At 67.3% G+C, this 21,509-nt stretch carries 20 protein-coding genes and 1 pseudogene; 7 read left to right on the forward strand and 14 right to left on the reverse strand.

Annotation, left to right across the window (positions count from 1 at the left end; genetic code table 11):
• Positions 1-3 precede the first annotated feature (3 nt).
• On the reverse strand, positions 4-1,185 hold the full coding sequence (locus ACUXVX_RS10295) for a cytochrome P450 (protein WP_446311463.1): 1,182 nt from the start codon (positions 1,183-1,185) through the stop codon (positions 4-6).
• A 45-nt stretch (positions 1,186-1,230) separates the two neighbouring features.
• Here ACUXVX_RS10295 and ACUXVX_RS10300 point away from each other — a divergent pair, with 45 nt between their 5' ends.
• Both ACUXVX_RS10300 and ACUXVX_RS10305 read left to right on the forward strand, forming a co-directional pair.
• On the forward strand, positions 1,231-3,000 hold the full coding sequence (locus tag ACUXVX_RS10300) for a sensor histidine kinase (protein ID WP_446311464.1): 1,770 nt from the start codon (positions 1,231-1,233) through the stop codon (positions 2,998-3,000).
• Entirely contained in the window at positions 2,997-4,232 is a 1,236-nt protein-coding gene (locus ACUXVX_RS10305; RefSeq protein ID WP_222469631.1) for a sigma-54-dependent transcriptional regulator, read from the forward strand. The genes ACUXVX_RS10300 and ACUXVX_RS10305 overlap by 4 nt, the downstream gene beginning before the upstream one ends.
• Before the next feature lie 56 nt (positions 4,233-4,288).
• On the opposite strand, the gene purF is transcribed toward ACUXVX_RS10305, so the two are convergent.
• The 3 genes from purF to radA all read right to left on the reverse strand — a co-directional run bounded on the left by purF (position 4,289) and on the right by radA (position 7,939).
• Positions 4,289-5,746, reverse strand: a complete 1,458-nt coding sequence (gene purF, locus ACUXVX_RS10310) for an amidophosphoribosyltransferase (RefSeq protein WP_222471019.1) — start codon at positions 5,744-5,746, stop codon at positions 4,289-4,291.
• Between the two features lie 183 nt (positions 5,747-5,929).
• Positions 5,930-6,547 carry a CvpA family protein gene (locus ACUXVX_RS10315; protein WP_222469630.1) on the reverse strand — a complete coding sequence of 206 codons (618 nt, stop codon included), beginning with the start codon at positions 6,545-6,547 and terminating at the stop codon, positions 5,930-5,932.
• Positions 6,548-6,574: 27 nt separating this feature from the next.
• Complete coding sequence (radA, locus tag ACUXVX_RS10320; protein WP_222469629.1) at positions 6,575-7,939, reverse strand: DNA repair protein RadA; 1,365 nt, start codon at positions 7,937-7,939, stop codon at positions 6,575-6,577.
• A 136-nt stretch (positions 7,940-8,075) separates the two neighbouring features.
• On the opposite strand from radA, the gene ACUXVX_RS10325 reads away from it, so the two are divergent.
• On the forward strand, positions 8,076-9,170 hold the full coding sequence (locus ACUXVX_RS10325) for a hypothetical protein (protein ID WP_446311465.1): 1,095 nt from the start codon (positions 8,076-8,078) through the stop codon (positions 9,168-9,170).
• A gap of 84 nt (positions 9,171-9,254) precedes the next feature.
• Here the strand turns inward: ACUXVX_RS10325 and ACUXVX_RS10330 are convergent.
• The 9 genes and pseudogenes from ACUXVX_RS10330 to pyrC form a co-directional block, all read right to left on the reverse strand.
• Positions 9,255-9,677: pseudogene (locus ACUXVX_RS10330) on the reverse strand (paraquat-inducible protein A); the annotation flags it as partial.
• Positions 9,678-9,765: 88 nt separating this feature from the next.
• Positions 9,766-10,524, reverse strand: coding sequence for an ABC transporter ATP-binding protein (locus ACUXVX_RS10335; RefSeq protein WP_446311466.1), 759 nt, complete (start codon positions 10,522-10,524; stop codon positions 9,766-9,768).
• Positions 10,521-11,306 carry an MlaE family ABC transporter permease gene (locus ACUXVX_RS10340; protein ID WP_446311467.1) on the reverse strand — a complete coding sequence of 262 codons (786 nt, stop codon included), beginning with the start codon at positions 11,304-11,306 and terminating at the stop codon, positions 10,521-10,523. Before ACUXVX_RS10340 ends, ACUXVX_RS10335 begins: the two co-directional genes overlap by 4 nt.
• 10 nt (positions 11,307-11,316) lie before the next feature.
• The gene (gene alr, locus ACUXVX_RS10345) at positions 11,317-12,366 is read right to left on the reverse strand and encodes an alanine racemase (RefSeq protein ID WP_222492442.1); all 1,050 of its coding nucleotides are present in this window, start codon (positions 12,364-12,366) and stop codon (positions 11,317-11,319) included.
• 82 nt (positions 12,367-12,448) lie between these two features.
• Positions 12,449-13,231, reverse strand: a complete 783-nt coding sequence (locus ACUXVX_RS10350; RefSeq protein ID WP_446311468.1) for a DUF1194 domain-containing protein — start codon at positions 13,229-13,231, stop codon at positions 12,449-12,451.
• 76 nt (positions 13,232-13,307) lie between these two features.
• A complete protein-coding gene (locus tag ACUXVX_RS10355) occupies positions 13,308-14,633 on the reverse strand; it encodes an MBL fold metallo-hydrolase (protein ID WP_446311469.1) in 1,326 nt (441 codons plus the stop codon).
• Positions 14,634-14,725: 92 nt separating this feature from the next.
• Positions 14,726-16,213 (reverse strand): replicative DNA helicase, encoded by a 1,488-nt coding sequence (locus tag ACUXVX_RS10360; protein WP_446311470.1) that lies wholly within the window; start codon positions 16,211-16,213, stop codon positions 14,726-14,728.
• Between the two features lie 216 nt (positions 16,214-16,429).
• Positions 16,430-17,107: an orotate phosphoribosyltransferase gene (locus tag ACUXVX_RS10365; RefSeq protein ID WP_222492448.1), complete on the reverse strand. Its 678-nt coding sequence runs from the start codon at positions 17,105-17,107 to the stop codon at positions 16,430-16,432.
• An 84-nt stretch (positions 17,108-17,191) separates the two neighbouring features.
• Positions 17,192-18,241, reverse strand: a complete 1,050-nt coding sequence (pyrC, locus tag ACUXVX_RS10370; RefSeq protein ID WP_446311471.1) for a dihydroorotase — start codon at positions 18,239-18,241, stop codon at positions 17,192-17,194.
• Between the two features lie 412 nt (positions 18,242-18,653).
• On the opposite strand from pyrC, the gene ACUXVX_RS10375 reads away from it, so the two are divergent.
• Together ACUXVX_RS10375 and ACUXVX_RS10380 are read left to right on the forward strand one after the other, a co-directional pair.
• Complete coding sequence (locus ACUXVX_RS10375) at positions 18,654-19,607, forward strand: hypothetical protein (protein WP_446311472.1); 954 nt, start codon at positions 18,654-18,656, stop codon at positions 19,605-19,607.
• Between the two features lie 287 nt (positions 19,608-19,894).
• Positions 19,895-20,125, forward strand: coding sequence for a hypothetical protein (locus tag ACUXVX_RS10380; RefSeq protein WP_446311473.1), 231 nt, complete (start codon positions 19,895-19,897; stop codon positions 20,123-20,125).
• A 37-nt stretch (positions 20,126-20,162) separates the two neighbouring features.
• Here ACUXVX_RS10380 and ACUXVX_RS10385 read toward each other — a convergent pair whose 3' ends face one another.
• Positions 20,163-20,354: a hypothetical protein gene (locus ACUXVX_RS10385; RefSeq protein ID WP_446311474.1), complete on the reverse strand. Its 192-nt coding sequence runs from the start codon at positions 20,352-20,354 to the stop codon at positions 20,163-20,165.
• A 115-nt stretch (positions 20,355-20,469) separates the two neighbouring features.
• On the opposite strand from ACUXVX_RS10385, the gene ACUXVX_RS10390 reads away from it, so the two are divergent.
• Both ACUXVX_RS10390 and ACUXVX_RS10395 read left to right on the forward strand, forming a co-directional pair.
• Positions 20,470-21,090 (forward strand): hypothetical protein, encoded by a 621-nt coding sequence (locus ACUXVX_RS10390; RefSeq protein ID WP_446311475.1) that lies wholly within the window; start codon positions 20,470-20,472, stop codon positions 21,088-21,090.
• Between the two features lie 167 nt (positions 21,091-21,257).
• On the forward strand, positions 21,258-21,485 hold the full coding sequence (locus ACUXVX_RS10395) for a DUF1127 domain-containing protein (protein ID WP_261384553.1): 228 nt from the start codon (positions 21,258-21,260) through the stop codon (positions 21,483-21,485).
• Positions 21,486-21,509: the final 24 nt, after the last annotated feature.

Raw genomic sequence — 21,509 nt, forward strand, 5'->3', positions numbered from 1 at the left:
AGGTTAGGCGGTGACGATCAGTTTTTCCAGCCCGTGGAAGTGGTAGACGGGGGCGTAGAGCGGCGGCTCGGCCAGCGTGAGGCCGGGGCAGGCGGTGAAGAGGGCCGGTAGGGCGATTTGCAACTCGAGCCGGGCGAGCGGCGCGCCGACGCAAAAGTGCAGCCCGGCGCCGAAGGCCATGTTGGAGGGGCCACGGCGGGTGGGGTTGAAGCTGTCGGGGTCGGGGTAGGCATCGGGGTCGCGGTTGGCCCCGGCGAGCAGGCAGGAGATGCGCTGGCCGCGTTTGAGATGATGCCCGTAGATCTCGAAATCCTCGCGGGCGATGCGCTCGAAGATGTGCAGCGGCGGGGCGTGGCGGAGGATCTCTTCGGTCAGCAGCGGGGCGTTCTCGGAGGATGAAGCATGGGCTGCAAGCTCATGTTCGCAAATAAGTTTTACCCCGTTCCCGAGGGAGTGAACGGTGGCCTCGTGCCCCGCGTTCAGCAGCAGGATGACCGTGGAGGTCAGCTCGTCGGCGGTGAGTTTCTCGCCCTCGGCTTCGGCGGCGATGAGCTGGGAGATGAGGTCATCGGAAGGGCTCGCGCGGCGGCGGGTGATTTCTTCGGCGAGGAAGGCGGTGAAGGCCTGCGTGGCGGTGATGGCGGCCTCTTCCATCGCGCGGGTGCGGCCCGCCTGATACATGCCGACCATCGCGTTGGACCAAGCCAGCAGATCGGGCGCGCGGGCCACATCGACGCCGAGCAGGGTGGCGATGGTGATCACCGGGAGCGGGCGGCAGAAGGCCTCGAGCAGGTCGAAGGGACCGGAGGGGAAGCGGGCGATGAGATCGGTGCAGAGCGCCTCGATCGCCGGGCGCTGCGCCTCGACGGTGGCGGAGGTGAAGGCCCGCAGCACCAGCCCGCGCAGGCGGGTGTGGCGGGGCGGGTCCAGCTCGAGCATCGAGTGGGCCTCGACATCGTAGAAGGGTTGCAGCCGTTCGGGCACGGGGGGGGCGAGATCGGCGGGCATCTCGCGGCCAAGGCGACGGTCTTTCAGCAAGCGTTTGACCTGCGCGTAGCCTGCGGCGGCGGGCTGGCCAAAATCCTCCCACAGAAACAGGTCACCGGCGGCGCGGGCGCGGTGGTAGAAGGGGTAGGGGTCTTGCACGAAGGCCGGGTCGGTCGGGGATTGGGAGAGCGCCTGCATGGCGGCGACGCTTTCAGATGCGCATCGGATTGTCTAGGAAGAGGCATGACGCGACGGTGGCTCGTTATCCTGCTCTACCTCGCCGCGGCGGCGCTGATCAGCGTGGCGGCGGGCTGGGGGGCTTTTGTTTCGGCGCTGGACGAGGTGGAGCGGCGCGGGCAGAGCGATTTGCGACTCACCTCGCAGCGGCTCACGACGCAGCTTCAGAGCTATGCCGAGCTGGCGGTGGCGCTGGCCGACCGGCCCGAGCCGCAGGCGCAAGTGGCGGGGCGTGGCCCGTCTGACTGGGTGTCGAGCCTGCTGGTGCGCCACGCGGATATGACCGGCAGCGCGGCGATCTTTCTGACTGACGAAGACGGGCGGATGCTGGCCTTTACCGGCGAGACCGCCCCGGCGCAGCTGACCGGCCCCGAGATCGTGCGGGCCCGGCAGGGCGCGTTGGGGAGCAGCCACCGGGTGGCGGAGGAGAGCGGGCGGCGGCTCTACTCCTTTGCCGCGCCGATCTTCGCGCCGGACGGGCCGGTGATGGGGATCGTGGTGGTGCAGGCGGACCTGCGGCTGATCGAGCTGGACTGGGCGGGTGACCCGGTGCCGGTGTTCTTTACCGACAGCGATGGCGTCGTGTTCGTGGCGAACCGGACCGAACTGCTGATGATGAGCCGGGACGGGGCGGCGGGCGAGGGGGTGCATGCGGGCGCGGCGTTGAAGCCGTTCATTGGCTATCGCCCGTGGCAGGCGGGTGGGCGCGACCTGTGGTGGGTCGATGGCGGGCCATATATTCCGCGCGCGGCGTTGCACTTGGTGCAGGAGTTGCCGGTGATCGGGATGCGGGGCGAGGCGCTGATCTCGCTGGCGCCTGCATTGCGGCTGGGGGCCTTGGCGGCGGCGGCGGTGGCGGCGCTGTGCCTCGGGTTCGGGGCCTTCCTGTTCTTGCTGTCGGAACGGCGGCGGGCGCTGGCGGAGCGGCTGGGCGTGGAGGCGCGGGCCAATGCGGTGCTGGAGGCGCGGGTGGAGAAGCGCACCGAGGCGCTTCAGGCGGCGAACCTGCGGCTGAAGGCGGAGGTGCATGAGCGCAAGGAGGCCGAGGCGGCGCTGCGGCGGGCGCAGGCGGAGCTGGTTCAGGCGGGCAAGCTGAGTGCCTTGGGGCAGATGAGCGCCGGGCTGAGCCACGAGCTGAACCAGCCGCTTATGGCGATCCGCTCGTTTGCGGAGAATGCCGAGAGCTTTCTGGACCGGGGCAGCCCTGAGAAGGCGGCGCAGAACCTTGGCCGTATCGGCGACCTTGCCCGGCGGATGGGGCGGATCATCCGCAACCTGCGGGCCTTTGCCCGGCAGGAGAGCGAGCCGATTGGCCGGGTCGATCTGGGCGCGGTGGTGGAAACGGTGCTGGAACTGGTGGAGGGGCGGATGGTGCAGGCGGGCGTAGCGCTCGACTGGGCCGCTCCGGAGGCGCCGGTGATGGTGCGGGGCGGGGAGGTGCGCTTGCAGCAGGTGGTGTTGAACCTCGTCAGCAACGGGATCGATGCGATGGCGGGGCGCGAGGAGGCGGAGTTGGGGATTGCGATCGAGCCGGGTGCGCCGGTGCGGCTGAGGGTGCGCGACAGCGGCGCGGGGATTGCCGAGCCGGACAAGATCTTTGACCCGTTCTACTCCACCAAGGAGGTGGGCGCGAGCGAGGGCATGGGGCTGGGCCTGTCGATCAGCTACGGGCTGGTGCAGAGCTTTGGCGGCAACATCCGGGGGGAGAACCGCCCGGGCGGCGGCGCGGAGTTTACGGTTGAGTTGCAGCCCGCCGGGCTTGAGGTGGCGGCATGAGCGGGCTCCGGCGGGTGCTGGTTGTGGATGACGATGCCGCGGTGCGCGAGGCGCTGGGGCAAACGCTGGAATTGGCGGAGATCGAGCCGATCCTCGCGGGCAGTTACATCGAGGCGAAGGACCACATTGGCCCCGAGTTTGAGGGGGTCGTGGTGAGCGACATCCGGATGCCGGGGCGTGATGGGTTCTTTTTGCTGGCGGAGGCGCGGCGGCGCGATGAGGAGCTGCCGGTGATCCTGCTGACCGGTGAAGGCGATGTGCCGACGGCGGTGAAGGGGATCGCCGAGGGGGCCTTTGATTTTCTGGAAAAGCCCTGCGGCCCCAAGGAGTTGGTGGGCGTTGTGGAGAAGGCGCTGAAGGCCCGCGCGCTGGTGCTGGAGAACCGCCGCTTGAAGCGGGAGCTGGAGCGCGGCGATGCGGCGGCGCGGATGATCTTTGGCCATTCGGTCGAGGCGCAGGGGCTTCGGCGGCAGGTGCGCGCGGTGGCACGTGCGGGCGCCGAGGTGCTGGTGACCGGCGGCCCCGGCTCGCAGACGGCGAAGGTGGCGGAGGTGATCCATCTGCTCTCGCCCGCCGCGCCGCAGCCTTTCGTGAAACGCCTTGCGGCCTCGCTCGACGAGGCGCGGCTCGATGCGGCGATGGAGGCGGCGGGGGCGGGCACACTCTTTCTGGACGAGATCAGCGCTCTGCCGGCGGCGGTTCAGCTCGTGCTGCTGGATCGGCTGGAGGCGCCGGGAGAGTCGCGGATTATCGCGGGCACCACGCGTGACCTCGTGGCCGAGATGGAGGAGGGCCGCTTTGCCGCCGATCTCTATTATCGGCTCGACGTGATGCATGTGCGCATTCCAACGCTGGAAGAGCGGCGCGAGGACATTCCGGTGATGTTCCGCGATTACGTGGCGCAGGCGGCGGAGCAGGCGGGCATCCCCGAGCCCGAGGTGAGCGAGGAGCATCTGGCGGAGTTGATGGCGCAGGACTGGCCGGGCAACTCCCGCTCGCTGATGAGCGCCGCCATGCGCTTTGTGCTGGGTATGCCGGGCGAGGTGCAGGAGGCCGCCGAGCTGGGGCTGGCGGAGCAGATGGCGCGGGTGGAAAAGTCGCTCATCGTGGCGGCGCTGGGGCGGCAGAACGGGAACGCCACGGCGGCGGCGGCAGCGCTGCATCTACCGCGCAAGACCTTCTACGACAAGCTGGCCAAGCACGGGCTGAAGGCGGAGGATTTCCGGCGGTAGGGTGCGGAGTGCCTTGGGGTCATCCACGGGGCAAGCCCGGGGATGACAGTGTTCGGTTACTCGGCGGCGGTCTTCATCTCGAAGCCCTGCTCGATCATGTCGGCAGGTTCGACCGGGTATTCGCCGGAGAAGCAGGCGTCGCAGTAGGCCGGGCTCTTCGGGTCGCGGCCCTTGGCCTCGCCCACGGCGCGGTAGAGGCCATCGAGCGAGATGAACTTGAGGCTGTCGACTCCGAGGTAATCGGCCATTTCATCGGCGCTCATGTTGGCCGCCAGCAGCTTGCTGCGCTCGGGCGTATCGACGCCGTAGAAGCAGGGCCAGGCTGTGGGCGGCGAGGCGATGCGGAAGTGGACCTCTGCCGCGCCCGCGTCGAGGATCATTTCCTTGATCTTGCGGGAGGTGGTGCCGCGCACGACGCTGTCATCGACGAGGATCACCCGCTTGCCCTTGATCAGGGCGCGGTTGACGTTGAGCTTGAGCCGGACGCCCATGTTGCGGATCTGGTCGGTGGGCTCGATGAAGGTGCGGCCCATGTACTGGTTGCGGATGATCCCCATGCCGTAGGGGATGCCGCTTTCAAGGCTGAAGCCGATGGCTGCCGGGGTGCCGCTATCGGGCACGGGGCAGACGAGATCGGCCTCCACAGGCGCTTCCTTGGCCAGCTCGCGGCCGATGGCTTCGCGGGTCTCGTAAACGCTGCGGCCACCGAGGATGGAATCGGGGCGCGAGAAATAGACGTGTTCGAAGATGCAGAAGCGGCTCTTCTTGGGGCGGAAGGGGTGGCGGCTATCGACCCCGTCCTTGGTGATGACGACCATCTCGCCCGGCTCGATCTCGCGGACGAATTCGGCGCCGATGATATCGAGCGCGCAGGTCTCGGACGAGAGCGCCCAGCCGTCGCCGATTTTGCCAAGCACGAGGGGGCGCACGCCCAGCGGGTCGCGCACGCCGATCAGCTTGGTGCGGGTCATGGCGACGATGGAAAAGGCGCCCTCGACCCGGCGCAGGGCATCTTCGAGCCGTGCGGGCACGTCACGCTGCAGCGAGCGGGCCATCAGGTGGATGATGCACTCGGAATCGGACGAGCTTTGGAAGATCGAGCCGCGCTCGATCAGCTCGCGGCGCAGGGCACCGGCGTTGGTGATGTTGCCGTTGTGGGCAATCGCCGCGCCGCCCATGGAGAACTCGCCGAAGAAGGGCTGCACATCGCGGATCTGGGTGTTGCCCTTGGAGCCGGCGGTGGAATAGCGCACGTGGCCGATGGAGAGCGGCCCGGGCAGTGTATCCATCAGCGAGGCCTTGGTGAAGTTGTCGCGGACGTAGCCGAAGCGGCGGGCGGAGTTGAAGCCGTGCTCGGCGTCATGGCTGACGATGCCGCCAGCTTCCTGGCCCCGGTGCTGCAGCGCGTGCAGACCGAGCGCGACGAAGTTGGCGGCCTGTTCGACGCCTGTCACGCCGAATACGCCGCATTCCTCGCGGAGCTTGTCATCATCGAAAGGGTGCGCGGGGGGCATGGCGGGGTGGCCGTGCTGAGTGTCGGGCAAGGGGCAGCTCCGAATCCGGCTTTGTGGGCGTTGGCCCCCGTTTAACGCTTGGGGCGGCGGCTGTCATCCCTTTGTCACGAGAGGGTGACGCGAGATGGCGAAAGGTGCGCAATGAATGCGCACCCTACATTGCTATGCGGCTTTTGCGGGCCGTCAGTTGCCGGTGGCAGGCTGCTCGGGCAGGGCTGTCGGGTCTGCCGGGGCGACGGCGGGGGCGCCGCAGGCGCGGTCTGTCAGGTTCTCGAATTTCTCGCGGAACCAGTTCATCACGCCCTCCTGATCGGCGATTTCGCCGTCGATCCGGGTTTTCGCCGAGCCGAAGAGCTTGGCGGTCTGGCTGTCGTCGACGAAGGCGAGGCTCTCGGAGCCTGCGATGAAGTCGTAGAGCACCAGCGCGATGGCGATGAGGATCAGCCCGCGCAGGGCGCCGAAGAGGAAGCCGAGGCCCTGATCGAGCGCGTTGAGCGCCGAGCGCTGCACAAGGCTCGCGAAGAGCGGCGTGAAGAGGGCGAAGATGACGAGGCCGATGGCGAAGACCACAACGAAGCCTGCGCCGGTGGCCAGTTCGCAGTTGTCCAGAAAGTCCTGCACAACAGGGATTTCCTTCACCAGCGGCACGGCCTGCGGGGCGAAGAGATAGGCCAGCACCGCGGCGCCGACCCAGCCCGCGATGGCGAGGATTTCGCGGACGAAGCCGCGGGAGTAGGCAAGAATTGCCGACAGGACGATGACGACGGCCACGCCCGCGTCGAAAATGGTGAAGCCTTCCATGTGCTCTCTTCTTGCCTTTCCGGTCTCTCAGCCTGCGCCGAACATCTCGCCCACGAAGCCCGTGAGGTCTGACATCTTGCGCAGATCCATGCCCCCGCTGGAGGTGGCCTTGGACCCCTCCGCCAGCGTTGCGGAGGAGAAACCAAGTTTTTGCGCCTCTTTCAACCTGTTTTCGGTTTGCGAGGAGGGGCGGAGGGCGCCGGTGAGGCTGATCTCGCCGAAAACCACCATGCGGGGCGGTAGGGCCACATCCTCGCGGGCCGATAGCAGGGCGGCGGCAACGGCAAGGTCGGCTGCGGGTTCGGAGACGCGCAGGCCGCCGGCGACGTTGAGGTACACATCCATCCCGGCGAAGGGGATGCCGCAGCGGGCCTCGAGCACGGCGAGGATCATTGCGAGGCGGCCCGAATCCCAGCCCACCACGGAGCGGCGGGCCTGACCGGCGGGCGCGGGGGCGACGAGGGCCTGAAACTCCACCAGCACGGGGCGGGTGCCCTCGATTCCGGCAAAGACGGCGGTGCCCGGGGCAGGCGTTTCATTGTCGGACAGGAAGAGCGCGGAGGGGTTGAGCACCTGCGCGAGGCCTTCGCCTGTCATCTCGAAGACGCCGATCTCATCGGCCGGGCCGAAGCGGTTTTTGACCGCGCGGAGGATGCGGAACTGGTGGCCGCGCTCGCCCTCGAAGTAGAGCACGGTGTCGACCATGTGCTCAACGACGCGGGGGCCTGCGATCTGGCCCTCTTTCGTCACATGGCCGACGAGGATGACGGCGGTGCCCCGCCGCTTGGCGAATTGGGTCAGCTCATGGGCGGCGGCGCGGACCTGGCTTACGGAGCCGGGGGCGGCCTCGACCGTGTCGGACCACATGGTCTGGATCGAATCGATGATGCAGAGGTCGGGGCGCTCGGCGTCGAGCGTGGTGAGGATGTCGCGCAGGGAGGTTTCGGTTGCGAGCTTTACGGGCGCATCCGCCAGACCGAGCCGCTGGGCGCGCATGCGGACCTGTGCCGAAGCCTCCTCGCCGGAGATGTAGATGGTTTTCTGCCCCGCGAGGGCAAAGCGCGCGGCGGCTTGCAGCAGAAGGGTGGACTTGCCTATGCCGGGATCGCCGCCAACCAGCGTGGCGGAGGCGGGCACGAGGCCGCCGCCGAGCACGCGGTCGAACTCATCAAGGCCGGAGGTGGTGCGGGGCGGCGGGGCCTCGGGCGAGGCGAGGTCGGCCAGCGCGATGGTGCTGCCCTTCTTGGCGCCGAGGCCCTTGCCCTTGGGGCCGGAGGAGAGCGGGGCCTCCTCGACGATGGTGTTCCACGCGCCGCAAGCGTCGCATTGGCCCGACCATTTGGAGTGAGAGGCGCCGCAGGCGGTGCAGGAGAAGGCGAGGGCTTTGGCCATGCGCTTTCATGCCCGCTGGGACGCGGATTGGAAAGGGGGGCGCCGGAAGAGAGTTGAGGCTTCCGGCGGGGGATATCTGAGCCGGGAAAATGATCGGTGTTGGTGCTTACCGGAGCGGCGGGCTATGGGTGCAGGCATGTTCGAGACCTTGACATTGCAGCCGCTGAGGTTGCCCGAGGATGCGCCGGTGCGCCGGGAGCGTTTGGCACCGGAGGCGGCACGGGGGCCGAGGTATGACGCAATGTTCGACTTTCGCACGCTGGCCTACGGGGCGGTGCGGGCGAAGGGCGGGCTGGTGCTGGTGTGCCCCAAGCTGGGGCCTCTGGCGCGGGTGCTCAGGCGCGCGCTGTTTTCGGGCGGGTTGCGCTGGCGCGGGATGCGCCGGTTTCGGCGGTATGACGAGGTCAGGCTGGCGGGCGATCCGGGCGAGATTTTGGAGGTGGCCCTGCCGGAGGAGGCGGGCGGCGCGGTGCTTGCAACGCCGGTGCTGGGGCCGAGGCCGGAGTTTGAGCGGTTGGCCTGCCTGACGACCAAGAGCAAGGACAATGATCTGGCGTGGATCGGCGATTGGGCGCGGCATCATGTGCGGGCGCAGGGAGCGGAGGGCGTGGTGCTGTTTGACAACGGCTCCAGCGCCTATGCGCCGGAAGAGGTGACGGAGGTGCTGGCGGGAGCCGGGCTGAAGGCGGCGCTGGTGGTGAGCGCGGACCTGCCCTTTGGCCCGACGGCGCTGAAGCCGCCGCGGCATCTGGCGCTCTACTTTCAGACCGCCACGCTGAACCTTGCCCGCCACTGGGCGCTAAAGGGCGCGGGGGCAGTGGCGGTGAACGACATCGACGAGCTGTTCCTCTCGCGTGGGCAACGGACGATCTTTGAGGCGGCGCGGGAAAGCCGGTTGGGTTACGTCACCGCGCAGGGCCATTGGCGGACGCGGGAGGGCGCGGGGCCGCCGCGGCATGTGGAGCATGTGCTGCGGGACGTGCCGGAGGCGCTCTGCAAGGAGAAGTTTTGCGTGGTGCCGGGCGGGCCGCTGCGCTGGTTTGGTTGGGATGTGCATGGCGTGGGGCGTTACCAGTTCAACCGGCTGGCACGGGCGCAGGACCTCTGGTTTGCCCATTGCCGCGAGATATCCACGGGCTGGAAATACAAGCGAGAGGGTGCGCAGGGGCCGGTAGAGCCCTGTGACGAGACGCGGACGGCGCTGGCGGCCTCACTCGGTGGTGGGCCGTAGCGGCGCGGACTCCGGTGTGGGATGCAGCGGGGCGGCCTGCGGGTTGCCCGGGGCGGGCAGGGCGGCGCGTTTGCGGCTGCGTTCGGTGGCCCATGAGATGCCGATGGAGGCGAGGATGCAGGCGGTGAAGAGGTAGAGACCCCATGCGGTTTCGACCTTGCCGACGCCGATGCCCTTGGCGACCACGATGTAGAGCGCGATCAGGAAGATATCAGCCATAGCCAGCTTGCCCAGCAGATGTAGCGCGGGCAGCACCTTGCGGTGCATCAGGCCGAAGTGCAGCAGCGCGAGGCCGATGGTCTTGAGGTAGGGCGCGAAGAGGGCGAAACCGGTGACGAGGAGGGCGAGGAACACGTCCTTGCCCCAGAGTTCCTGCAGGCCGGAGATCACCGAAATTTCGGAGAGGCCAAAGAGCGGCAGGAGGCCTGCGCGCAGCAGCGGGGCGAACCATGCGACCGGGAAGAGCAGGAGGAGCGAGAGGTTCGCGAGCTTGAGGGCGAGCGGCAAGGGCGGGCCTTTGGGCGGTTCAGGACACCCCTCACATAGGATCCCTTTGGCGCGATGTGAAGCCGGGGCCGCGCGCCAGACGCAGGCTTTACCGCAGGGTTTCTATCGGGCCGGTGGCGCTGCCTGTGATGAACTGCGTCAGGTAAGGGTCTGATGCGGCGTCCATTTCGGTGACCGGGCCGGTCCAGCGGATCTTGCCGGCGTGGAGCATGGCGACATCGTCGGCGATGGCGCGCACAGAGGTCATATCATGGGTGATGGTGACGGCTGTGGCGCCCATTTCGACCACGATCTCGCGGATCAACTCGTTGATGACACCCGCCATGATCGGGTCGAGGCCGGTGGTCGGCTCGTCGAAAAAGATGATCTCGGGCTCGGCGGCGATGGCGCGGGCGAGGCCGACGCGTTTTTGCATGCCGCCCGAGAGTTCGGCGGGGAAGAGGTCGGCGGTTTCGGCGCCGAGGCCGACTCGGCGGAGCTTTTCGATGGCGATGTCGCGGGCCTCGGCCTTGGGGCGCTTCAGCTGGCCGCGCAGCAGGCGGAAGGCCACGTTTTGCCAGACAGGGAGCGAGTCGAAGAGAGCGCCACCCTGAAAGAGCATGCCGAAGCGGGCGAGGAAGGCCTCGCGGGCCTTGGCGGATTTGACCGCGGCGACGGGGGCGCCATCGACGGTGATGCTGCCCTGATCGGGGGTGACGAGGCCGAGGATGCACTTGAGGGTGACCGACTTGCCGGTGCCCGAGCCGCCGATGATGACCATGCTCCGGCCCTTGCCGACCGACAGATCGACCCCGCGCAGAACATCCTTGGTTCCGAAGGACTTATGGACGTTTTGCAGCTCGATCATACGGAGAAGAACGCTTGGGTGAGCAGGAAATTGGCGGCGAGGATCAGCACGGCGGCGGCGACCACGGAGGATTTGGTGGCTTGGCCCACGCCCTGTGCGCCGCGGCCGGAGTTCATGCCGTAGTAGCAGCCCATTAGCGCGGCGATGAAGCCGAATGCGGCGCCTTTGACGAGGCTGGAGACGATGTCGAGCGTCTCGAGGAAGTTCCATGTGTTTTGCAGGTAGGCGGCGGCGTTGAAGCCGAGGCGCTCGGTGGCGACGAGGAAGCCGCCCATCACCCCGATCACGTCGCCCACGGCCACAAGTGCGGGCACGGTGATGAGGGCGGCGAGCACGCGCGGCACGGTGAGATACTTCATCGGGTGGGTTGAGAGGGTGACCAGCGCGTCGATCTGCTCTGTGACCTTCATGGTGGCGATCTCGGCGGCGACGGAGGAGGTGACGCGGGCGGCGATCATCAGGCCGACGAGCACGGGGCCAAGCTCGCGCACCATGCCGATGGCGACGATCTGCGGCACCACCGCCTCGGCGTTGAAGCGGGAGCCGCCGGAATAGATTTGCAGCGCCAGCGCGCCGCCGGTGAAGATGGCGGTGAGGCCGACCACGGGCAGGGAGAAATACCCAACGTTCAGAATGGCTTGCCACAGCTCCTTGAGGTAGAAGGGCGGGCGGGCCATGTGGCTGAGGGTGGAGAAGAGAAACAGCGCGATCCGGCCAATGGCGGCGAGCAGCGCAAGGGTGTTGCGGCCGATGAGCGCGAGGGGGTGGAGGAGCGTGGCCACGGGCCTCGGCTCAGCCTGCGCGGCCGGAATAGCGGCGGGCGTAGCGCGGGCCGAGGGAGGTGAGGATCTCGTAACCGATGGTCTTGCCTGCATCGGCGACCGCATCGACGCCCTGCTCGGGGCAGAGCAGCGACAGCTCGCGCGGCTCACGCTCGAGGCCGGAAATGTCGACGGTGATCGCATCCATCGAGACGCGGCCGAGGATCGGGCATTCGATACCGTCGGACCAGAGGCTGCCGGTATTGGTAAGCGCCCGCAGGATGCCATCGGCGTAGCCGCCCAGCACGGTGGCGGTGGGCGTATCGGCCTCGGCCTCCCATGTGGCGTTATAGCCGACCGCCTCGCCCTTCAGCACGACGCCGGTTTGCACCACGGGCAGATCGAGCTGCACCACCGGGCGGGCGTCGGTGAAGGGGCGGCCGCCGTAGAGGCCGATGCCGGGGCGGGTCAGCTCGAAGTGATACTCCGGCCCCAAAAGGATGCCGCCGGTGGCGGCGAGGCTGCGGGGGATGCCGCAGCCTGCGGTCAGCTCGCGGAAGAGGGCGACTTGCGCCTTGTTCTGCGGGCTGGACGGCTCGTCCGCGGAGGCGAGGTGCGACATGATCAGCCGCGGCTTGCGCGGCACGGCGACATCGCGGACCGCGGCCCATTCACCCGGCTCCATGCCAAGCCGGTTCATGCCGGTGTCGAGCTGGATTCCGAAAGGCGCGTCGGGCAGGGCCTCGAAATGGCGGGTGAGCTGGTCGATCGAGTTGATCATGGGGATCAGGTCGAGATCGTTCAGCATGTCGGTGTCGCCGCGCATGTGCCCGGAAAACACGTAGATTTCGGGCCCGCGACCGAGGGCGTTGCGGATTGCGCCGCCCTCTTCGGCGTGGGCGACAAAGAAGCGGCGGGCGCCTGCGTGGGCCAGTGCGCGGGCCACCCGGCCTGCGCCGAGGCCGTAGCCGTTTGCCTTGACCACGGCACCGGTTTCGGTGCTGCCGCCGGACGCTGCATCAAGCGCCGTCCAGTTGGCGGCGATGGCGTCTAGATCAATCGTTAACTGCCCGGTTCCCATGGGTTGGGGTTGTGCGTTTGGCGGCGGGCGGCGTCAAGCGTGAATGCGCGCTGCGGTGCGGCGAGGGGAGGTGGGGCCCAAGCTACGGCTCGTCCCAATACCGGCGGCGCTCCTCCCACATCTTCTCGCCGATGAGGCAATCGAACTTGGCTTGAGCGCGGATGATTTGGGCGGGCGGGGGCAGGCCGGCGATTTCGAGCACCAGCTTGCGGCGGACGGCGGAGGCAAACTCGTTCCACTCCAGCACGGGGATGACGAAAGCGCCGGGACCGCCGATGACGCAGTCGCGGTAGTAGAGGTCCAGCCCGCCGATATCCCAGTTTCCGGAGAGGCCCTCGTTGGTCATGAGGGGCAAGCCGTTGATCACGATGCCTTTTTCGACAGCGGCGTTGCGGGCGCGTTCGACGAGGCTGCCCTGATTGTTCGGCCCGTCGCCGGACACGTCGATCACCCGGCGCAGGCCGGTGAAGGCGTTTTTCTCGATTGCGTCCATGCCGTATTCGATGGCGCCGGAGATGGAGGTGCGGCGCATACCGCCGGCGAAGGTCTGGCTGAGGGCCTCGGCGAAGGCGCGGGCATCTTCCTGTGTCTGGATCACGGTCCAGGGGACGATCTCGCGCTGGGTGTAGTTGCCGGCCCACTCCACGTAGGTCACGGCGATAGAGCCGAGCAGGCCCGATTGCACGGCAGTCATCACCTCGTTGGAAAGGATTGCCTCGGCATAGCCGCGCCGTTGGATTTCGACCTCGTTCGGGGTCATCGAGCGGGAGACATCGACCATCAGGGCGAGCTCGACATCGACCTCGATCTGCTGGGCCTGAGCGGGCAGGGCGGAGAGGGCGAGGGCGAGGAGAGCGTTGCGCATGAGGGGGATCATGCGGGAGGTGGTGATTCTGGGGAAGAGGGTCGCGCGGTTGTGATCGGTGCAGGGTGGCGGGCACTCAGCCCTTGCCACGCATCCGGGCAGAGACGCCGCGCAGGCGCTCAAGAAACACGCCGATGACCTGCCGCTCGAAGATGAGGCCGGGGCCGAAGCGGATGCCGAGGTTGTTCAGGTTCTCGATGGCGAGGCTGCGGGCGGCGCGGGAGAAGCCGCCGGGGCGGCTCTCTTCAAGGCAGCCGTTCACGGTGAGCGTGTCGAAGCCGAAGGAGTTTGAGAAGAAAAACCAGAGCGACTCGGAGTGCATGGTGAGGTCTGCGGGGGCCTCGGTGCGAGTAAAGCGGCGGCGGGCGATGTCGATTGAGAAGGTCTCGCCGATGTCGTCGCAGTGGATGGTGACGGGCTGGAACACGCGGATCGGGCTGGCGAGCTGGGCCAGCCGCATGGCCCAAGTGGCGTTATTGCGGTGGACCCGCTCGGCCCAGCCCTCGAAGGCTTCGCGCAGGGTGCCGGGGCTGCGGCTCTCATACTCCATCAGATCGAGAGGGGCGTCGGCCCTGGCCTCCCAGAAGGCCACGGCGGCATGCGAGGCCTCTGCATCGGACGCGGTGAAGGTGTCGCCGGGTTGCATGACCTGAAGCGCGAAGGGGGCGTCGGCGAAGGCTGCGGCTACGGTGGAGGGGCGGTTGGCAGCGTCGTTGAGGTAGGCGTTGCGGGTGTTGGCGAAGGCCACGAAGCTGGCGAAGGGGATGACGGTAGAGGGCGTGAGCACCTCGGCTTGAAGCCGGATGTTCTCGAGTTTTTCGCGGGCGGCCTCTTCGCGCCATGCGCGGTTCTCCGGCCCGCCTTTCCAGGCGGCGTAGGAGAACTGGGTGAGGAGGATGTCGCTCGGGCCGACCGCATCGCGGACCTCTTCGGCGCGGGCCCGGGTGGCGATGGCGCAATCATTGAGGTTGAGGATGTGGGTATCGCCGGCGCGGATGGAGAGGGCGGAATCGTAGAACTCATCCTTCAGGCAGGTGAGGGTGAGGCTGCCTGCGGTGAGGGGCGTGCCGAAGGGCATTTCTGTCAGGTCGAAAGCCTTGGCGCGCAAAAAGCCCGCAACGCGCTGATCGGCGATTTTCTGGAACAGCAGCTTGATGCCCCGCGCTTTGATCGTGTCGCCATGGGCAGCGAAGAAGGCGGGTGAGAAGTGATCGGGGTGCTCGTGGCTGATCCAGATGTGGGTGGTGCGAGCGAGCAGGGCCTCGACCTCGGCGGCGGGCGTTTCGTGCAGGAGCGACCAGCCCTTGTGGAAGGCGGGGCCAGCGTACCACGGGTCGGTCAGCAGCGCGGTGCCCGCGTGGGCGATGCGGACGGAGGCGTGGTTGACGAACTCGATTTCCATGAGCGGGGTTGTGGCGTGGCGGGCGCCTGCGGGTCAAGGCGGCGGGAGATTATCCCGCCCCGCACGAGACGGGGCGGGTGGTTCTTGCCTGCCTAGAATTGATCCACCTGTCCGCCGCCCTGCTGCCAGGGCTGGACGAGGTTGCCGAAGCGCGTGAACTCGCTCTCGAAGCTCAGCTCCACCGTGCCGATGGGGCCGTGACGCTGCTTGCCGATGATCACCTCGGCCTTGCCGTGGAGGCGCGCCATGCGCTCCTGCCACTCGGCCATCTTGTCGAGCTGGTCGTCGGAGGGCTTCTCACGCTCGGCGTAATACTCTTCGCGGAACACGAACATCACCACGTCGGCGTCCTGCTCGATCGAGCCCGATTCCCGCAGGTCGGAGAGCTGGGGGCGCTTGTCGTCCCGGCTCTCCACCTGACGGGAGAGCTGGGAGAGGGCGATGACCGGGATGTTCAGCTCCTTGGCGATGGCTTTCAGACCCATGGAGATCTCGGCGATCTCCTGCACACGGTTGTCGGCGGTGCCGCGGAGCAGCTGGAGGTAGTCGACAATGATCACGTCGAGCCCTTGGGTGCGCTTGAGGCGCCGGGCTCGGGCGGCGACCTGGCTGATCGGCAGCGCAGGCGTGTCGTCGATGAAAAGCGGGCAGGCCTCAAGCGCCTTGGCGGCCTCGACGAATCGGCGGAACTCGGTTTCGTCCATGTCACCCTGACGGATCTTGTGGGAGCTGATCTCGGCGGCCTCGGAGAGAATCCGGCTGGCGAGCTGCTCGGCGCTCATCTCGAGCGAGAAGAAGCCCACTACGCCGCCATCCACGGCGCCCTCGTTGCCATCGGTCAGCTGGCCGCGCTTGTAGGCCTTGGCGATGTTGAAGGCGATGTTGGTTGCGAGCGAGGTCTTACCCATCGAGGGCCGCCCGGCGAGAATGAGCAGGTCGGAAGGGTGCAGGCCGCCGAGCTTGCGGTCCATGTCCGCCAGCCCGGTGGAGATGCCGGCGAGGCCGCCCTCGCGCTGGTAGGCGGCGTTGGCGACGTTGACCGCGTCGGTCACGGCCTTCAGGAAACTCTGGAAGCCGCTCTCGGTGCGGCCCTGCTCGGAAAGCTTGTAGAGCGCCTGCTCGGCTTCGACGATCTGGTCTTTCGGCTCGGAGGCGACGTTCACGTCGGAGGCCTTGGCGGCGATGTCGCGGCCCAGCCCCATCAGCTCGCGGCGGATCGCGAGGTCATAGACGATCTGCGCGTAATCCTTGGCGGCGAAACTGGCGACGGCGACACCGGCCAGCTTGGCGAGGTAGGCGGCGCCACCCACATCTTTAAGGCCCGGCTCGTCCTCGAGGTAGCTCTTGAGCGAGACCGGCGTGGCCGCGAGATTCTTGGCGATCCGCGCGGCGGCGACCTCGTAGATGCGTGCGTGAAGCGGGTCGTAGAAGTGCTCGGAGCCAACCACCATCGCGACACGGTCGAAGATGTCGTTGTTGGTGAGGATGGCTCCGAGCAGCTGCTGCTCGGCCTCGATGTTATGCGGCGCAGTATCCTGCGCCTCCGACCCTTCCGGCCGGAAAGCGGTGATCTCGTTCATGCTGCTCGGTCCCCCTGTGGAGGAAGGTGATACTGTGATTCCGCGCCCGAGGGGTATCTGGAAATCTCTGTGGATAAGAGGCTTCAAACCCTGTGGGGCGGTCGGGCTCCGGGGTTGGTTTTACCATATCTTGCGGTCTCACGCGAGAGCGGCCTCAAGATCGGCGCTGTCCCGAACCGGGCGACTCGGGGTTTTCTCAGGTTTTATCCCCTGAAATTAATTCCCGTGTTGTTCCCGCCACTTGGCCGGATCGTTCAGGAAAGCCTCGACCCCGTCGAGTGTTTCGGCATCGAAACTGCCGCGCTCGCGGGCGACCGCAAGAACATCCCACCAGGTGCAGAGGTGGTGCAGGGTCACGCCGTGGTCGCCGAGGGTTTTCTCGGTTTCGGGGAAGATGCCGTAGTAGAAGATGACCGCCGTGTGGGCGCAGCTTGCGCCGGTTTCCCGGATGGCATCGACGAAGGAGATTTTCGAGCCGCCGTCGGTGGTGAGGTCTTCCACCAGCAGCACCCGGTCACCCTCGGCCATCGCGCCCTCGATCCGGGCGTTGCGGCCATAGCCCTTGGGCTTTTTGCGCACGTAGCTCATGGGCAGCGCCATACGGTCGGCCACGAAGGCGGCGAAGGGGATGCCCGCGGTCTCGCCGCCTGCGATGTTGTCGAAGGCCTCGAAGCCCGCGTCGCGCATGACCTTCACCACCAGAAAATCCATCAGCGTGGAGCGGATGCGCGGGAAGCTGATGAGCTTGCGGCAGTCGATATAGGTCGGGCCCTTGAGGCCGGAGGAATAGGTGAAGGGCTCGCGCTGGTTGAAGTGGACGGCCTCGATCTCCAGCAGCATCCCCGCCGAGATGCGGGCAATCGTGGCGTCATCGGGGTGCGAGGTGGGGATCATGGCGCGGCTCCTGTCATTTTCTTGCTGTAAATACTCAATCGTCCGGCATCGCAAGGCGCGGGGCGGCCGCTTTGGCGCGCGCGGTCAGAGCTCGTCCTCGACGTGCCAGTGCAGCGGGCGGCCGGGGTCGAACACCACTACGGGGCCGTGCTCGGTTTCGATCTGCGGCGGGAAGGTGAGGGGCTCGTCCTGACGGCTCAGGGTGATCGTCGCCTCGTTGGGCGGTAGGCGGTAGAAGGCCGGGCCGTTCAGCGAGGCGTAGCCTTCGAGCTTGTCGAGCGCGCCTGCGTCTTCAAACACGGCGGCGAGGCAGCTCATGGTGACGGGCGCGGAGAACACGCCGGCGCAGCCGCAGGGGCTTTGCTTGTCGCTCGCGAGGTGAGGCGCGCTGTCGGTGCCGAGGAAGCAGCGGGAGAAGCCGGAGGTGGCGAGGGTGGCCAAAGCCTCGCGGTGGCGCTCGCGTTTGACCACGGGCAGGCAGTAGTAGTGCGGACGGATGCCGCCGACCAGCATGTGGTTGCGGTTGATCATCAGGTGATGGGTGGTGATCGTGGCGCCGAGATCATCGCCGCCATCGCGCAGGTATTCCACGGCCTCGGCGGTGGTGATGTGCTCCATCACCACGCGCAGGCCGGGTGTGGCGCGGCGCAGCGGGTCGAGCACGGTTTCGATGAAGCTGGCCTCGCGGTCGAAGATGTCGACATCGTGGGTCGTGACCTCGCCGTGGACGCAGAGCGGCATGCCGATCTCGGCCATCTTCTCCAGCACCGGGCGGACCTTGTCCATGTCGCGGACGCCGGAGGCGGAGTTGGTGGTGGCGCCCGCCGGGTAAAGCTTGACCGCCTTCACGAGGCCGGAGGCGTGGGCCGCGGCGACATCTTCGGGGTCGGTCTCTTCGGTGAGATAAAGAGTCATCAGCGGCTCGAAGAGGCCGACGCCGGGGGAGGCGGCGAGGATGCGCTCGCGGTAGGCCATGGCATGGGCCATGGTCACCACCGGCGGCACGAGGTTGGGCATGATGATGGCCCGGGCGAAGTGGGCGACGGTCTCGGGCAGGACGGCCTTGAGCATCGCGCCATCGCGCAGGTGCAGGTGCCAGTCATCGGGGCGGCGGAGGGTGAGGCGCTGGGTCATGGCGCAGGAATAGCGCGGCAGGCGGACGGGCGCCAGTGGGGCGGAATGGGGTGTTTGGCGACGGCGTGGATGGGGCTGACCTTGGGGCAGCGGTGATTGTGCAGCGATTTCACGGGGATGGCGGGTGGAGGGTGCGCCGGGCCTGCTGCATCGCGGCATTTTTGTGTTGCCTGCTTGCTGTGCAACTGCGTTCAGATCAATGAAAGAAGGCGAAAAGTGATTGCCTGCGGCGAGATGGGGTCTTTTCGCGGGTGCAGCAATTGTATAGGTTGAGCGGGAAGGTGGCCTTTGAGCCTGCCAGGCTGCGCGTGGTTCTGCGGGCGGTCCGGATCAGGGGCGGGCTGGCGAGGTTTGACAGGTTGAAGGCCCCTGGGGCGATCCTCCGGGGGGCAGTGCAGAAAGAGGATATCCAATGCGGCAAGCATTCACGGCGATCGACATGTGGCGCAATGGCGTTGTGCTCTGGAGTTCGATGATCGAAACCCAAGTGAACATGGCCCGCGCGGGCTTTGGCATGATGGAGTTCTGGCCCGGCACCGGTGAGCGGACCGTGACCAAGCCGAAGCCGAGCAAGGCCCCGGCGAAAGCACCGGCCAAGGCAAAGGCGCCTGAGAAGGCGGCAGCCGAGGTCGTGCCGCTCGCGCCCAAGGCGGAAGAGGCCCCGGCCAAACCTGCTGCGAAGAAACCGGTGGCGAAGAAGCCCGCGGCCAAGAAGGCTGTTGCGAAGAAACCGGCCGCGAAGAAGCCTGCAGCGAAGACCGCCGCGCCGAAACCGGCGGCCACCAAGGCAGCGCCCAAGCCTGCGGCGAAGAAGCCCGCTGCCAAGGCTGCACCCGCCAGCAAAGCTGCGGCGAAGGTGGAGACCAAGACGGAAGCTCCGGTGAAAGCGCCGGAAACTCCCAAGGCTGCGCCCGCCAAGCCGGCTGCCAAGGCCGCGCCGAAGCGCCGGACGGCGGCGAAGAAAGCCGCGCCGAAGCCTGCGGTTGCGAAGAAGGCGGCAGCGCCCAAGCCTGCGACTGAGGTGAAGGCGGAGGCGCCGAAGCCTGCGGCGGAAGCGAAACCCGAGGCCGCGAAGCCAGTGGCAGAGGCCAAAGTTGAGGCTCCGAAGGCCGCGCCGGAGACGAAGGCGGAAGCCCCGAAGCCCGAGGCCAAGCCTGAAGCGCCGAAGCCGGACGTGAAGGCGGAAGCGCCTGCGCCCGCGCCCAAAGCTGACGCTCCCGAGGCGAAGGCCGAGGCTCCGAAGGCGGAGGAGGCGAAAGCCGAAGCGCCGAAGCCCGCGGCAGAGGCCCCTAAGGCGGAAAGCCCTGCGCGTCGTCCGGGTGGCAAGGGCAAGATCACCCTCGCGCCCGATTTCGAGCCGCGCTGAGGCAGATCGGGTCGAATCGCGGCCCGCGCTGACCGCAGTCATAGTGGCGGAGGCCCGCATCTGGGCCTCCCCTTTCAAGGAGCACCCCACTGGCCCCCTACATCCACACACAGGCTGACCCGTCGTGGCCAAGCCTTTCGACTGTCCGGCCTGAGCGGCTGGCACTGGAGGTCTGGTCGACCGGCCTTCAGGCCGCGTGGCTGGTGGCGGAGAGCCAATCTGTCATCTCGCACCGGTTGATGGGGTTCTCGGGCCTCGAGCCGCGGGGGCGGGACGAGGTGCACAGGATGTTTCTGGAAAAGAGCACAGCGTTCTCAGCGGCAGCGATTGCCGGGGCGATGCTGGCGCTCAGCGGGCGGCGGCCCGATGAGATCTGGCGGGCGATGATGCACCCGCTGCGCTACACCACTGCGCGCAACCTGCGGCGGCTGCAACGCATTCGCACCCTGCACGGCGGCAGGCGCCGCATGGCGCGGGCGCGGCTGGGCACTGGGTTGAAACACCGGATGGCGGAGTAAGGCCTGAGCAACCACGCGAAGTGGCGGCGCGGCGCGCTCAGCTCCGTGCGCTGAGCCTGCGCTGGCGGCGGGCCTCTTCCAGCTTCACGGCCTCTTCGCCCTCTTCATCCTCGAACCACTCGTCCGGCGGAAGCTGCGAAAGATCCGGAAATCGCAGGAAAACCACAGAGGGGCCATCGGCCCCGGGCGGCTTGCTGCCGCGGTCTGAATTGCCTTGATCGCTCGACATGCCCCACCATACCACGAAACTCTTGCCATATGCCTGCACCTTCGGCATTTCCGCAAGGGAGCGTAGGGATTGTGTGACACTTGGCAGCGGCCAAAGCGCTTGGGGAGCGACTGCGATGGCGATTTCGGTCAGATTATTGCTTGCGGCGGGTGGAGTGTGCGCCGGGCTGGCGGCGCCGGTGGTGGCCGAATGCCCGCAGCCCGGAGACCTCCGGAACGGCATTTCCCTGCGGGATGACAGTGGCGGGGTCACTACCTTTCGCCCCGGCGCGGCGCCGGGGGAGGTGATGGAAACCACGCTATTTGACGACAACACCGGCTTCTTTGTTCGCTCCACCGGCGGGCTGCTGGTGGAAGAGAGCCACGACATCGAAAACGGCGTGCCGGTCGAGAGCACCGTGGTCGATACCCGGTTCGAGGGCACGGAGCAGGTCTTTCCGGTGGCTGAAGGGCGGCGGCTGGAGCTTGCTGGCACCGAAATAGATGCGACAGGCGCAGAGACGGCGATCACCGTGCTGATCGAGACCAGCCTGATGCGGCGGGTGCTCTATGGCGACTGTGCTGTGCAGGCGATCCCTGTGCGGACGACCTATACCTATGGCGGCGAGGCCTCGGAGGTGGAGTATCTGGACTACCTGCCGGAGTTCGGGATCTCGCTGTTCCTTGGCGCGGGCGAGCTGGGCGGGGCGCCGGACATTTACCGGATCGTCGAGCTTTTCAAGGCGCCGCCGCAGTAAACTGCCCGGGCCTTCGCGCCTGCGGCATTTTTCCCTCAGGTTTTCTGCGTTGCAGCAGGCGCAACCCGGGCATGCGGGATTGTCTGTGGTGGATCAGTCACTTGGCAGCCTATGTTGAAGGCAAGGGAGGAAACCACAGAGACAAAGCAGTTCCAGGAGGTTTCCAGATGGCAACGCAAGCAACTGACATTCAATTCGCCCGTCCCGGTTTCATGGCCCGTGTGGGTGCCGGTTTTGACCGTGTTCTGACCGCCCTCGTGGCGATGGCCGAGGCCAACCCGCGGATGAAGGCGGTGAAGCGCCTGAGCGAGATGAGCGACGAGCAACTCGACGCCCGTGGCCTGAAGCGCGAAGACATCGTGCGCCACGTGTTCCGCGACATCTACTACGTGTAAGTGTTGCCTGCGGGTTAAGAGCCC

This window comes from Vannielia sp. SX4 (assembly GCF_052828525.1).

Coding starts and splice junctions, on each gene's coding strand:
- ACUXVX_RS10360 (WP_446311470.1), bottom strand. CDS start 16,213: ATGAACGAGATCACCGCTTTCCGGCCGGAAGGGTCGGAGGCGCAGGAT.
- ACUXVX_RS10390 (WP_446311475.1), top strand. CDS start 20,470: ATGGCGATTTCGGTCAGATTATTGCTTGCGGCGGGTGGAGTGTGCGCC.
- ACUXVX_RS10315 (WP_222469630.1), bottom strand. CDS start 6,547: ATGGAAGGCTTCACCATTTTCGACGCGGGCGTGGCCGTCGTCATCGTC.
- alr (WP_222492442.1), bottom strand. CDS start 12,366: ATGGGAACCGGGCAGTTAACGATTGATCTAGACGCCATCGCCGCCAAC.
- ACUXVX_RS10295 (WP_446311463.1), bottom strand. CDS start 1,185: ATGCAGGCGCTCTCCCAATCCCCGACCGACCCGGCCTTCGTGCAAGAC.
- ACUXVX_RS10375 (WP_446311472.1), top strand. CDS start 18,654: ATGCGGCAAGCATTCACGGCGATCGACATGTGGCGCAATGGCGTTGTG.
- ACUXVX_RS10350 (WP_446311468.1), bottom strand. CDS start 13,231: ATGCGCAACGCTCTCCTCGCCCTCGCCCTCTCCGCCCTGCCCGCTCAG.
- ACUXVX_RS10395 (WP_261384553.1), top strand. CDS start 21,258: ATGGCAACGCAAGCAACTGACATTCAATTCGCCCGTCCCGGTTTCATG.
- ACUXVX_RS10300 (WP_446311464.1), top strand. CDS start 1,231: ATGACGCGACGGTGGCTCGTTATCCTGCTCTACCTCGCCGCGGCGGCG.
- purF (WP_222471019.1), bottom strand. CDS start 5,746: ATGCCCCCCGCGCACCCTTTCGATGATGACAAGCTCCGCGAGGAATGC.
- pyrC (WP_446311471.1), bottom strand. CDS start 18,241: ATGACCCAGCGCCTCACCCTCCGCCGCCCCGATGACTGGCACCTGCAC.
- ACUXVX_RS10355 (WP_446311469.1), bottom strand. CDS start 14,633: ATGGAAATCGAGTTCGTCAACCACGCCTCCGTCCGCATCGCCCACGCG.
- ACUXVX_RS10365 (WP_222492448.1), bottom strand. CDS start 17,107: ATGATCCCCACCTCGCACCCCGATGACGCCACGATTGCCCGCATCTCG.
- radA (WP_222469629.1), bottom strand. CDS start 7,939: ATGGCCAAAGCCCTCGCCTTCTCCTGCACCGCCTGCGGCGCCTCTCAC.
- ACUXVX_RS10325 (WP_446311465.1), top strand. CDS start 8,076: ATGTTCGAGACCTTGACATTGCAGCCGCTGAGGTTGCCCGAGGATGCG.
- ACUXVX_RS10335 (WP_446311466.1), bottom strand. CDS start 10,524: ATGATCGAGCTGCAAAACGTCCATAAGTCCTTCGGAACCAAGGATGTT.
- ACUXVX_RS10305 (WP_222469631.1), top strand. CDS start 2,997: ATGAGCGGGCTCCGGCGGGTGCTGGTTGTGGATGACGATGCCGCGGTG.
- ACUXVX_RS10380 (WP_446311473.1), top strand. CDS start 19,895: ATGTTTCTGGAAAAGAGCACAGCGTTCTCAGCGGCAGCGATTGCCGGG.
- ACUXVX_RS10385 (WP_446311474.1), bottom strand. CDS start 20,354: ATGTCGAGCGATCAAGGCAATTCAGACCGCGGCAGCAAGCCGCCCGGG.